Source organism: Pseudomonas sp. GW821-FHT12A04, assembly GCF_058807755.1.
The window spans coordinates 37,587-50,407 of sequence record NZ_JBXAQZ010000024.1 but is presented as its reverse complement, the minus strand read 5'-3'; the positions used below and the strand labels follow the sequence as shown (position 1 = coordinate 50,407).

Sequence of the window (12,821 nt, the reverse complement as noted above, 5' to 3'; positions counted from 1 at the left end):
GCGTTACACGCTGCTGTCAACACCTCTTTTTCAACTCCCTTTGTGCTTCGATGAACTGAAGCAACCTGCTGCCGAAACTGCATAACTCTTTGTTTACCAAGGAGTTTTCCGTTTCGACTGCGCCGGAAGTGGGGCGAATTATAGACACCTGGAATCTGCCGTCAACCACTATTTACGCCTTTTTGGCAGAAGAGGCCTTTTTAGCCATTAGACGCGGGATTCGACGAGCCACAGGCGGTAGCCGCAGCATTAACAGCAACGCACCTATAGATGCATAGATCACCCACTCCTTCAGGTCGGCGCGCACAATCCAGAGCATATGCAGTAATCCAAGCCCGAGAATGGCATAAGCCAGGCGATGCAACTTCTTCCAGCGAGCGCCCAATCGTCGCTGACTGTATCGATTGGAAGTCACCGCCAATGCCAGCAAACCAAGAAAACCCAACGCCCCGACAATAATGTAAGGTCGCTTGCGCAACTCGACACCCAACTGCGACCAGTCAAAACCAAGAATGAATGCGCAGTAGCTACCGAGGTGGAGCAGCACATAGGCAAAGCACCACAATCCCAACTGTCGCCGCACGGCATTCCACCCCGACCAACCGGTGAGTCTCTGCAAAGGCGCCATGCTCAAGGTTACAAGCAGCAGAACAAGCGCCCCCAAACCCAATCGATCGACCAGCACCTTGCCCGGATCCGGCCCGAGGACATCTTCCCAAGCCTGGTACAGCCACAGCAGCGGCCACACCAGCACCACGACAAAGACACCGATACGCCAAAACGGATAGCGCATCAGTAATTCTTCCTCAGGTCGAGCCCCGTATATAGAGAGGAGACCTCCTCTGAATAGCCGTTGAACATTTGCGTGTCGCGCACATTGGGCTTGAACAAGCCACTGGGCAGGCGGCGTTCACGCGCCTGAGTCCAGCGAGGATGATCAACGGTGGGATTCACGTTCGCATAAAAGCCATATTCATCCGCAGCAATACTCTGCCAGGTGGTTTTCGGCTGCTCGCTGACCAGACTGATGCGCACGATTGACTTGATGCTCTTGAAGCCATATTTCCAAGGCGCCACCAAACGCAACGGCGCACCGTTTTGATTAGGCAATTCACGCCCGTACATCCCCACTGCGAGAATCGCCAATGGATTCATGGCCTCATCCAGTCGCAACCCTTCCACATAGGGCCAGTCGATCAATGCAAAACCGGAGCGCTGACCCGGCATGCTTTTGGGATCCTGCAAGGTTTCGAAGCGGATGAATCTGGCTTTCGAGGTCGGCTCGACTTCCTTGAGCAAGGCCGAGAGCGGAAAACCGATCCAGGGAATGACCATCGACCAGGCTTCCACGCAACGCAGCCGGTAGATTCGCTCCTCCAACCGATACGGCTTCATGAAGTCCTCCAGCGCGTACCGCCCGGGCTTGCCCACCTCCCCGTCCACAACTACCGACCACGGTTCCGTCTTCAGCGTGCCGGCATTGGCGGCCGGATCACCTTTGTCTGTGCCGAACTCGTAGAAGTTGTTGTAGTGGGTCGCATCCTTGAACGGCGTGATCGCCTCATCCTTGACGCTGATCGCTCCCCACTGGGTAGCCGGAAGTTTTTCGCTGAACCAGGAAGGCGCCTTGCCGGGCTCGACATCCGGATAACGCACAGCATCGCCAGCGCTGGCCCATTGCGGCAGGCTGCCCAGAGCGAAGCCCGCAACCGTGGCGCCGAGCACTTTGCGTCGAGAAAGATAGAGGGATTCAGGCGTGACGTCCGACTCGTGGCAGTCGGACGTTCTGGGGACTTTGATCAGCATGTTTACTCCGCAGCTTTGGAGGACAGATGCACCCATAGACTGCGGAGTATGAGGGAAATTACGCGCTCTTGTTACGGCGAAGACGTAACAGATATTGAACCGGGCCGGAGGCTGCATAGGCGAGAAACACCAGCAGCAGGATGCGCGGAGGGTCACTGAACACCACCGCGAACACCAGCACCACGGCGAGAATCGCCACGAAAGGCACCCGCCCCTTCAGGTCCAGTTCCTTGAAGCTGTTGTACTTGATGTTGCTGACCATCAGCATGCCGGCCGCCGCAACCATCAGCGCAACCAGGAAGGACATCTTGGAACCCTGAATGCCGTAGTCACTGAACGCCCAGACGATACCTGCAACCACACCCGCAGCGGCAGGACTGGCCAGACCGATGAAGTAGCGCTTGTCCGCGGTACCGACCTGAGTGTTGAAGCGCGCAAGGCGCAAGGCCGCGCCCGCCACATAGATGAAGGCGACCATCCAGCCAACCTTGCCCATGTCACCCAAGGCCCAACCGAAGGCCAGCAATGCCGGGGCAACACCAAAGGCAACCATGTCCGACAGCGAGTCGTACTCGGCACCGAAGGCGCTCTGGGTATTGGTCATGCGGGCCACGCGCCCATCAAGACCATCGAGCACCATTGCGACGAAGATCGCGATGGCCGCGAACGCGAAATACTTGCTCGCATTGGCCGAGTCACCGGCACTCAAGGCCGCCTGGGCGCTCATTGAGTTGATGATGGAATAGAACCCTGCGAACAGATTCGCAGTGGTGAACAGATTCGGCAGAAGATAGATACCACGATGCCGGACTTTACGACCTTCGGCGTCATGCCCTTCCTCGACATGTTCATCGATGGGCAGCAGGCTTTCGGCGTCAGAAGCCTGGTTTGGCTCTTCGGGGCGTTCGCTCATGGACATTACCTTGCAACGGGTGGAAAGTTTGGACAGGTGTCTGGGACGACGGTTCGGCCGCAAACGATGCAGCTTTATACCAGAACCGGCCCCCAAACGAAAAAACGCGGCCTAAGCCGCGTTTTTCGTACAAGCGCGCGATTTAGTTTTTAGCTTTGTCGACGATCTTGTTGGCACCGATCCACGGCATCATGGAGCGCAGTTGCTCGCCGATGATTTCGATACCGTGAGCGGCGTTGTTACGACGCTTGGCGGTCATCGAAGGATAGCCGGTAGCGCCTTCACTGATGAACATCTTGGCGTATTCGCCGTCCTGAATACGTTTCAGGGCGTTGCGCATGGCCTGACGGGATTCGGCGTTGATGACTTCAGGGCCGGTCACGTACTCGCCGTATTCGGCGTTGTTGGAGATCGAGTAGTTCATGTTGGCGATACCGCCTTCGTACATGAGGTCAACGATCAGCTTCAGTTCGTGCAGGCACTCGAAGTAGGCCATTTCCGGCGCGTAGCCAGCTTCAACCAGGGTTTCGAAACCGGCTTTGACCAGTTCAACGGTACCGCCGCACAGAACGGCTTGTTCGCCGAACAGGTCGGTTTCAGTCTCGTCCTTGAAAGTGGTTTCGATGATGCCGGTACGACCGCCACCAACGCCGGCAGCGTAGGACAGAGCGACGTTCTTGGCGTTGCCCGAGGCGTCCTGGTAGATAGCGATCAGGTCAGGGATACCGCCGCCCTTCACGAACTCGGAACGCACGGTGTGACCCGGAGCCTTCGGCGCGATCATGATCACGTCGAGGTCAGCGCGCGGCACAACCTGGTTGTAGTGGATCGCGAAGCCGTGGGAGAAGGCCAGGGTGGCGCCTTTCTTGATGTTCGGCTCGATTTCGTTCTTGTACAGGGAGGACTGGAATTCGTCCGGGGTCAGGATCATGACCAGGTCGGCAGCTGCAACAGCAGAAGCAACGTCGGTCACTTTCAGGCCGTGGGCTTCAGCCTTGGCAACGGTAGCCGAACCTTTACGCAGGCCGACAGTCACGTCAACGCCGGAGTCTTTCAGGTTGCACGCTTGAGCGTGGCCCTGGGAACCATAACCGATGATGGCAACTTTCTTGCCCTGGATGATCGACAGGTCGCAGTCTTTATCGTAGAAAACTTTCATGAATTTCCCCTATATCAGGCCGTTCAGGCCGTTCGCTAATTTGGTTTAGATGCTGAGTACTTTGTCGCCGCGGGCAATGCCGGTCACGCCACTACGGACGGTCTCCAGAATCGAGGCGGTGCCAATGGACTGAATGAAGCTGTCGAGCTTGTCGCTGGTACCGGTCAGTTGAACGGTATACACGCTGGCGCTGACATCGACGATCTGCCCACGGTAAATATCGGTAGTGCGCTTGATCTCGGCGCGCTGGGCGCCGGTGGCCTTGACCTTGACCAGCATCAGTTCGCGCTCGATGTGAGCACTCTCCGACAGGTCGACCAGTTTTACCACTTCGATCAGCTTGTTCAGGTTCTTGGTGATCTGCTCAATGATTTCATCGTGACCGACCGTGGTCAGCGTCAGACGCGACAGGGTCGGGTCTTCGGTTGGTGCCACAGTCAGGCTTTCGATGTTGTAGTTGCGCTGCGAGAACAGGCCAACCACACGAGACAGAGCACCGGGTTCGTTTTCCAGAAGCAAGGAAATAATGTGCCGCATGATTAGGTACGCTCCGTCTTGCTCAGCCACATATCGCGCATGGAGCCGTCTTTGATCTGCATCGGGTAGACGTGCTCGCTGGTATCGACCGAAATATCGATCACCACCAGGCGATCTTTCATGGCGAACGCTTCTTCCATCTTCGACTTCAAATCTTTCGATTCAGTGATGCGCACGCCAACGTGACCATAGGCTTCAGCCAGCTTGACGAAGTCAGGCAACGACTCCATGTAGGAGTGCGAGTGACGGCTGCCATAGCTCATGTCCTGCCACTGACGAACCATACCCAGAACGCCATTGTTCAGAATGACGATTTTTACCGGCAAACCGTATTGCAAACAGGTGGACAGCTCCTGGATGTTCATCTGGATACTGCCTTCGCCCGTCACACAGGCGACGTCGGCATCCGGATAGCTCAACTGAATGCCCATGGCCGCCGGGAAACCGAAGCCCATGGTGCCCAGGCCACCGGAGTTGATCCAGCGGTTCGGCTTGTTGAACTTGTAGTACTGCGCAGCAAACATCTGGTGCTGACCCACGTCGGAGGTCACAAAGGCATCGCCATTGGTCACTTCGCACAGGGTTTCGATCACGGTCTGAGGCTTGATCTTGCTGCCGTCGCCCTTGTCATACGGGAACAGGCCGCGATCACCGCGCCACTCGTCAACCTGCTTCCACCAGCTGGCAACGGACTCCTTGTTCGGGGTCTCGCCGATTTCCTTGAGGATCGCGACCATTTCGGTCAGGACACTCTCAACCGGCCCCACGATAGGCACGTCGGCCTTGATGGTCTTGGAGATCGAAGCCGGATCGATGTCGATGTGAATGATCTTGGCGTTCGGGCAGAACTTCGACGCGCCGTTGATGACACGGTCGTCGAAACGTGCGCCGACAGCGAGGATCACGTCAGCATGGTGCATCGCCAGGTTGGCCGTGTAGCTGCCGTGCATGCCGAGCATGCCGATGAACTGACGGTCGGTGCCAGGGTAGCCACCGAGGCCCATCAGGGTATTGGTCACTGGCAGGTTGAGCATCTTCGCCAGTTCGGTCAGTGGTGCGGAACCACTGCCCAGGATCACGCCGCCGCCCGAGTACAACACAGGACGCTTGGCCGCCAGGAGCATTTCTGCCGCCTTGCGGATTTGACCGGAGTGACCGCGTACAGCCGGGCTGTAGGAACGCAGCTTGGCTTTTTTCGGGAAGACGTATTCGAACTTCTCGGCCGGGTTGGTCATGTCTTTCGGGATATCGACAACGACCGGGCCAGGACGACCGGATTGCGCCAGGTAGAACGCCTTCTTCATGACTTCCGGGATTTCCGACGCGTGCTTGATCATGAAGCTGTGCTTCACGATCGGCCGGGAGATACCGATCATGTCGGTTTCCTGGAACGCATCGGTGCCAACCATGGTGCTAGGCACCTGGCCGGAAATGATCACCATCGGAATGGAGTCCATGTAGGCGGTGGCGATACCGGTGATGGCGTTTGTTGCGCCAGGACCGGAAGTCACCAGTACCACGCCGGCTTTACCGGTGGCACGGGCGTAGCCGTCAGCCATATGGGTAGCCGCTTGCTCGTGACGAACCAGGATGTGGGTCACTTCCGGTTCTTTGAACAGGGCATCGTAGACATGAAGAAGAGCACCACCCGGGTACCCGTAGATATATTTGACGCCTTCGTCACGCAAGAAGCGGACGAGCATCTCACCGCCAGATAAAAGCTCCACGTTGCTCACCTCTAAAACGCCAGAATACCGCCCACGAAAAATGGGACGGGTCTTAATAGGTTTACTTCTCGGCAGAGCATGAGCGACGGTGGTCGCCGACTACGTCAGCACTGACTGAGCAAGTATTGGGATCGTCCCAAGTGTTGCGGGGCTTTCCCACCCAGCGCGAGGTAACGCGTTGCGGGTGTAACAGGTCGACGCGGATATGCGCCTCATGATCTGCTGAGAGGGTCTGCTTCTGGCAGTCCCTGTACAGCGGACTTTGGATTCTTCTGTTTCGGCCTTCGCAAGTCAAGTCGTCTATGTGCTTTATTCTACTAAGCACATGAGAACGCAAGAAAAAACCCGTAAATCCACCCCGTGTTAGCTTTGATTGCGCAACTTTTAGCAAAAAATTGGCACGCGAATGCACTTACCCTGAAACGGCCGACAAAATAGAGGGATATTGTGAACAACTGCCAGCGGACACTGGCAGCTTCTGGCTCAGCGGGACGCGGTGATCAGTTGATCGAATTCTTTGAGCAGCACCTGTAACTGCCGATCCCTACCCTGGACATTGCGCCCGGCAAAGACCATTTCAGCCATTTCCTGAATGCCCGAAGCATTGGGTAGCGGCAAATCCTGCTCGAGGATCATCTTCATGCGTGGCAGGAAGATCCATTGCAGCCACTGCTCGAATTCCAGTGTGTCGACCGAAAACGGCTCGACACTGGAAAGCGCTTCGGCAGAGGGCGGGACTTCATCCCACCACCCTTGCACCCGCAACTCGCGCTCGATCAACAACAGTTGATCGGCGATTTTCAGAAAGCGCACATCCATCACAGCGTTACCTTGGCCTTCTGTCGAGCCAATGCCGCGCCTTGGGAGTCACCCTGTTTTTCACGCGCCTGGCCAATCAGTTCCCACAAGTTCGCCTGAAGGGCTGGACGGCCATTGGCAAAGGTCAGTCCACGGCGAGCGAACTGCTCGGCTTGGGCCGCATCGCCCTGAGCCATGCGTACCTGGGCCAGACGGAAAAGCACCTGAGGCTCACGCGGAGCAACGCGCTGGGCGCGTTCGAGGCTGGAGGAGGCACCATTGAGATCACCGCTCGCCTGTTGCTGTTGAGCGGTGGTCAGCAAAGCCAATACCGGGCCGTCCAATTGCTCGTCGGCAGAAAGCCCGCCCGAACTGGCCGATGGAATCCCGCTTGGCGACGACGGCATGCTGTAGCTGCCCGGATTGATCGGCGCCGATTGGACCGGCGACGTGTCGATCGGCCCCGGCGTGATCGGACCCGGGGTAATCGGCGTGGTGCTGATCGGCATCGAAGTCGTTGCCGCGCCTGGCACCATCACCACAACGCCGCTGTCACCTTGCGGAATCGCCTGGGTCTGCGACTGACCCTGCGCAGGGCGCTTGACGGTCGTCTGGCGGAAACCGCCATTGGCCGAGATCCGCTCACTGTTGGACACGGCAGTGCCGGAATCCACGACCGGAATCGAGCCACGTTGTACGCTAGAGCAACCGCTGAGCAAAGCTACGGCGGCAACCGCTGGAATCAACCACTTGTTCACTTGAAACCCTCTTTGCTTAATTCATCCAGCCCTTGACCCAGTCCATCACCGTCTCGGCAGGGTTTTCACCACCGCAAGCGGCACCGGGAGGCGGTTCGCTGCCGCGAATATACGGCATCTGCACGGCACCAGGGCAACCGGCGTCAGAACCTTGCCCGGTTCGCGAGTCCACCCAGGCCTGAACGACATTATCCGGCTGCGGCATGTCCAGCGGCAACGGGTCGGCCTTGCGCATAAAACTGGTCCAGACCTGCAAGGCCCCGGTGGCGCCGGTGAATGGCGTCTTGCCGTTGTCGTCGCGACCCAGCCAGACCACCGCCAGCAAGTCCTGGCTGAAACCGGCAAACCAACTGTCTCGCGAATCGTTACTGGTACCGGTCTTGCCCGCCAGGGTCAGGGTCCTTGGCAACGCGTTATAAACCGAGCTGCCGGTACCCTCACGCATCACCCGCTGCATGGCGCTCTGGATCAGGTAAATGGAGGCCGGATCAAAACGCTGCTGAATCTGGAACGGATAACGCTTGAGTGGCTCGCCCTCGGCAGTCAGCACGCTACGAATCCCGCGCATCGGCGTATTGAAGCCGCCGTTGGCCAAGGTCTGGTACATGGTCGCCACTTCGATTGGCGTCATGCCGCCGGCCCCGAGCAACATCGACGGGAAGGCCGGGAATTCACGCGTCACACCCAGGCGCGCCACCGTCTTCAATACGTTCGGCACACCGACCGCCAAACCAAGACGCGCGGTCGACAGGTTGTAGGAATGCGCCAGGCCTTGATAGAGGAACACCGTACCGTGAGAACGACGATCGTAGTTCTGCGGCTTCCAGACCTGACCATCCGCGCCTTTGACCGAGAAGGACTCGTCCGACAGCCAACTGGTCAATGTGTACTGGCTCGGTTTCTCCAGTGCGGTCAGATAAACAGCCGGCTTGATCAGCGAGCCGATCGGCCGTACAGCATCCAGCGCCCGGTTGAACCCGGCAAAACTGGCCTGGCGACTGCCGATCATGGCCTGCACTTCCCCGGTCTCCGGGTTGGTCACGACCATTGCCGCTTCGACGTCATCGGAACCCTTGCGCCCCGCCAGACGCTTGAAGGTGTCGTTGACCGAGGCTTCAGCCTTCATCTGCAGGATCGGGTCGAAACTGGTGAAGATGCGCAGCCCTTCTTCGGTCAAGTCTTCGTCGCGATAGTCTTCGCGCAACTGACGCTTGACCAGATCGAGGAAGCCGGGGAACGAGCTGTCCGCCAGACTGCCGCGCTTGGTCACGCCCAGCGGCATTTTCTTCGCTGCCTCAACCTGCTCGGCGGTCGCGACGCCCTGCTCTTGCAGCACATCGAGTACCAGGTTGCGCCGCTCGAGGGCACGCTCCGGATTACGACGGGGGTTATAGGAAGAAGGCCCCTTGACCATGCCCACCAGCAGCGCGACCTGATGCAGCTTGAGCTCGGCCAGCGGCTGGCTGAAGAAGAACTGGCTGGCCAGACCGAAACCGTGCACCGCACGCTGACCGTCCTGCCCGACAAACACTTCGTTGAGGTAAGCCTCAAGGATTTCGCGCTTGTCGTAGTGCAGTTCAAGCAGCAACGCCATCATCGCTTCGGTGAGTTTGCGGCTCAGGCTGCGCTCGTTGGTCAGGTAGAAGTTCTTGACCAACTGCTGCGTCAGGGTACTGCCGCCCTGACGCATGCGCCCGGACGAACCGTTGACCCAGATGGCACGGGCGATCGACTTCGGCGAAACACCAAAGTGATGATAAAAATCGCGATCCTCGACCGCCACCAGCGTTTCAAGCAGGTACGGTGGCACCTGATCGATCTTGATCAGAATCCGGTCTTCGAGGTTTTTCGGGTACAGGCCGCCGATCAGCAGCGGCTCCAGGCGCACCACCGACAGCTTCGAGCCTTTTGCCCCCGCCAACTCGGCCACGTAATCGCCGGAGAAACGCACCCGCACCGGTTGCGCCTGCTCCATGCCTTCATAGAACTGGAAGCCACGGGTATTCAGATCAACGGTATTGCCGTTGACCGACGCCGCCCCCGGACCGTTGGCCACGCTTTCGCGGCGATAGCCCAAGGCATCGAGCTCGGTCAGGAAATCATCCCGGCTCAGCTTCTGTCCGACGAACAGCTCGAGCGGGCGCGCGTAAACCTTGGCCGGGATGGTCCAGCGCTTGCCGGAAAACTTCTCCTGGACGATCGCATCAAGGTAAACGGCGAATCCGGCCAGCACCACAAGGGCGACCAGACTGAGTTTAATGGCCCAGCCCAGCCACGGGCGCAGGCCCCTGGAGGGTGGTTTTTTCGGGGTACGGGGAGTTCGAGTACGAGTCATGGCGGCGGATTATACGCACTTTATTCATCCTCAACAGGAGCGCTCCGAGGTTTGCGTCAAGCGGACTTGCGGCCATAATGACGGCCTTGAATTTCCCAGACTCTGAAGGATCGCCTGTGAGCCAGTCCCTGATCGCTGCCCTGCAAAACCCTGCCCTCTACCCGCATCCTGTAGAGGGATTCCAGGTCATCGAGACCCATATTTCCTGGGTACTGCTTACCGGCCCCTATGCCTATAAAGTGAAGAAGCCGGTCAATTTCGGTTTTCTCGACTTCACCAGCCTTGAGGCTCGCGGACACTTTTGCGCTGAAGAACTGCGCCTGAACCAGCGTCTGACCGACGATTTGTATCTCGAAGTGCTGCCCGTCACCGGCAGCGCCGAGGCTCCGCAACTGGGCGGTGAAGGCCCGGCCATCGACTATGTACTGAAGATGCGTCAGTTCCCGCAAAACGGCTTGCTCAGCACCCTGCAAGCCAATGGCGAACTGACCACCGCGCACATCGACGAGATGGCCGAGCAAATCGCCCGCTTCCACCTCAGCGCACCGAAAGTGCCGGCCGGGCACGAAGCCGGCACCCCGGACAGCGTCATGGCGCCGGTGCGGCAGAACTTCGAACAGATTCGTCCGTTCCTCAGCGACAAAGCCGACCTGTTGCAACTCGACGCCCTGCAAGCCTGGGCCGAAAGCAGCTTCGAGCGCCTCAAACCGCTACTCGCCCAGCGCAAGGCCGAAGGTTTCATTCGTGAATGCCACGGTGATATCCATCTGGGCAATGCAACCGTGATCGACGGCAAGGTCGTGATCTTCGACTGCATCGAATTCAACGAACCGTTTCGCTTTACCGACGTTTATGCCGACACCGGCTTCCTGGCGATGGACCTGGAAGATCGCGGCCTGAAGTGCCTGGCGCGTCGCTTCATCAGCCAGTACCTGGAGCTGACCGGCGACTATCGCGGTCTCGAACTTCTGAACTTCTATAAAGCCTACCGCGCACTGGTTCGCGCCAAGGTTGCCCTGTTCAGCATGCCGGCCGACGCCACTGCGGTGCAGCGCGCCACGACCTTGCGCCAGTACCGCAACTACGCCAACCTGGCCGAAAGCTACAGCACCATTCCTTCACGCTTCATGGCCATTACCCACGGTGTTTCCGCTGTCGGCAAGAGCCATGTCGCCATGCGCCTGGTCGAAGCCCTGGGCGCGATTCGCCTGCGTTCCGATGTCGAGCGCAAGCGCCTGTTCGGCGAGCAAACCGTCGAGAATGACGTGCAGGCCGGCATCTATAGCGCCGACGCCAGCGCGGCGACCTATGCCCGCCTCCACGAAATCGCCGACGTCATTCTGCGTGCGGGTTTCCCGGTGGTGGTCGACGCCACTTACCTCAAGCGTGATCAGCGTGACAGTGCAGCGAAGGTGGCCGAGGCCACGGGTGCACCCTTCCTGATCCTCGACTGCAATGCGCCACAGGCTGTAATCGAAAGCTGGCTGGCCATGCGCCAGGCAGACAAGAAAGACCCGTCCGACGCCACCCTGGCTGTTATCGCCGCCCAGCAAGACAGCCGTGAAGCGCTGACACCCGCGGAAATCCTCTGCAGCAAACGCGTCCAGACCAATGAAAGCGGGACGCTCGATACCGTTGTGGAGCAAATTCGCCAGCGCCTGCCAGGGCTGTAAGAACTATTTCAGTCGTGAGGCCCTCGCTGGCTTCACGACTGTCAAATAGTGGCACTATACTGGCGTCATAAAAACATCAGGTGATGCGACATGAGCCAGCCAAAACTTCTCGACACACCGCTATATGCCCTGCTGCACAAAGACGACATCAAAGGCTTCAACAGTGAACGCCCCAAGGATGGCCCCATCGACATGGTGGGTGGAGATTTCCGGGGGCTGGACCTGCGCGAACTGAATGCCGACGGCGTGGATTTCAGCGACGCCTACTTCCGTTCCGCCGACTTGCGCGGCATCGATTTTCGCAAAGCGAACCTGGAAGGCGCGAGCCTGGCCCACGCGCAAATCTCCGGTACGTACTTTCCAGTGGAACTCAGTGCCGACGAAATCCTGATGTCGATGAACTTCGGCACGCGATTGCGCTATCGCACCCGCTGATCATCGTCGCTGACTGACACGTCCGGCGCCTCTCGTTGCGCTGGACGGTGGGGATGTTCGCCCTTTGTTTCCAGATTCTTCCCCGCCTCTCTCTCCACTGCGCTCATAGACTTGTTCATGCACTGCCAATGCTCGTTTCTTAGAAGCATTTGCGTCGTAAACGAGCAAACAATCACGCTTTTCCTACTGATGGCTACACTCCTCAGAAGATTGCCCACGCTCTCCATTCGGCCATCGCAAGGAGGCTTGATGAATGATGAACTGCAACACCTGAAGAATCTTGGCAAGACGTCAGCGCAATGGCTGCATGCCGTGGGCATCCATAGCGCTTCGGACTTGCGTCGCCTCGGGGCGGTGGATGCTTATCGGGCCGTGCGCACGCGCGGTTTTCGGGCGTCCAAGGTGTTGTTGTACGCAATTGAAGGCGCCCTGATGGACGTTCACTGGAATGATATTCCTGCCGAGCGCAAGGAAGCCCTGAACAAACAACTGGAAGCCATCTCTACACGCAACAAGAATTGATCCGACAACTATTTCTGAAGTTTTGCAACCTGGAACCCAATGATTGCGGGGCCTGCAGACACAAATCCGGCAAATCGCAAGGAAATCGAAAAACAGCGGTTGACTTGGTAATGAGAATCGATATGATTATCACAACTGGTCGCGAGACTGGTCGATAT

Annotated in this window: 12 protein-coding genes; 3 read left to right on the top strand and 9 right to left on the bottom strand. The window is 58.2% G+C overall.

The features are described from left to right. Positions 1-172: 172 nt before the first annotated feature. The 9 genes from msrQ to mrcB form a co-directional block, all read right to left on the bottom strand. Complete coding sequence (msrQ, locus tag AC1RS8_RS27540) at positions 173-793, bottom strand: protein-methionine-sulfoxide reductase heme-binding subunit MsrQ (protein WP_489339225.1); 621 nt, start codon at positions 791-793, stop codon at positions 173-175. Next, positions 793-1,806, bottom strand: a complete 1,014-nt coding sequence (gene msrP / locus AC1RS8_RS27535) for a protein-methionine-sulfoxide reductase catalytic subunit MsrP (protein ID WP_489339226.1) — start codon at positions 1,804-1,806, stop codon at positions 793-795. The genes msrQ and msrP overlap by 1 nt, the downstream gene beginning before the upstream one ends. Before the next feature lie 58 nt (positions 1,807-1,864). After that, positions 1,865-2,719: a CDP-diacylglycerol--serine O-phosphatidyltransferase gene (pssA, locus tag AC1RS8_RS27530; RefSeq protein ID WP_007971084.1), complete on the bottom strand. Its 855-nt coding sequence runs from the start codon at positions 2,717-2,719 to the stop codon at positions 1,865-1,867. A gap of 142 nt (positions 2,720-2,861) precedes the next feature. Next, complete coding sequence (gene ilvC, locus AC1RS8_RS27525) at positions 2,862-3,878, bottom strand: ketol-acid reductoisomerase (protein WP_003228216.1); 1,017 nt, start codon at positions 3,876-3,878, stop codon at positions 2,862-2,864. Between the two features lie 45 nt (positions 3,879-3,923). Next, positions 3,924-4,415 carry an acetolactate synthase small subunit gene (gene ilvN / locus AC1RS8_RS27520; RefSeq protein WP_003205610.1) on the bottom strand — a complete coding sequence of 164 codons (492 nt, stop codon included), beginning with the start codon at positions 4,413-4,415 and terminating at the stop codon, positions 3,924-3,926. A gap of 2 nt (positions 4,416-4,417) precedes the next feature. Then, positions 4,418-6,142: an acetolactate synthase 3 large subunit gene (locus AC1RS8_RS27515; RefSeq protein ID WP_489339227.1), complete on the bottom strand. Its 1,725-nt coding sequence runs from the start codon at positions 6,140-6,142 to the stop codon at positions 4,418-4,420. 483 nt (positions 6,143-6,625) lie between these two features. After that, positions 6,626-6,961: a YqcC family protein gene (locus tag AC1RS8_RS27510; RefSeq protein WP_489339228.1), complete on the bottom strand. Its 336-nt coding sequence runs from the start codon at positions 6,959-6,961 to the stop codon at positions 6,626-6,628. Beyond that, on the bottom strand, positions 6,961-7,698 hold the full coding sequence (locus tag AC1RS8_RS27505) for a tetratricopeptide repeat protein (protein WP_489339229.1): 738 nt from the start codon (positions 7,696-7,698) through the stop codon (positions 6,961-6,963). The genes AC1RS8_RS27510 and AC1RS8_RS27505 overlap by 1 nt, the downstream gene beginning before the upstream one ends. A gap of 16 nt (positions 7,699-7,714) precedes the next feature. After that, entirely contained in the window at positions 7,715-10,033 is a 2,319-nt protein-coding gene (gene mrcB / locus AC1RS8_RS27500) for a penicillin-binding protein 1B (protein WP_057713283.1), read from the bottom strand. A gap of 116 nt (positions 10,034-10,149) precedes the next feature. Between mrcB and AC1RS8_RS27495 the strand changes: the two genes are divergently transcribed. From AC1RS8_RS27495 to AC1RS8_RS27485, 3 genes are all read left to right on the top strand, one after another. Further along, on the top strand, positions 10,150-11,706 hold the full coding sequence (locus AC1RS8_RS27495; protein WP_429522084.1) for a bifunctional aminoglycoside phosphotransferase/ATP-binding protein: 1,557 nt from the start codon (positions 10,150-10,152) through the stop codon (positions 11,704-11,706). Positions 11,707-11,796: 90 nt separating this feature from the next. Next, entirely contained in the window at positions 11,797-12,141 is a 345-nt protein-coding gene (locus AC1RS8_RS27490; protein ID WP_008053898.1) for a pentapeptide repeat-containing protein, read from the top strand. A gap of 249 nt (positions 12,142-12,390) precedes the next feature. Then, entirely contained in the window at positions 12,391-12,663 is a 273-nt protein-coding gene (locus AC1RS8_RS27485) for a TfoX/Sxy family protein (RefSeq protein WP_057713281.1), read from the top strand. The last annotated feature ends 158 nt before the right edge of the window (positions 12,664-12,821 follow it).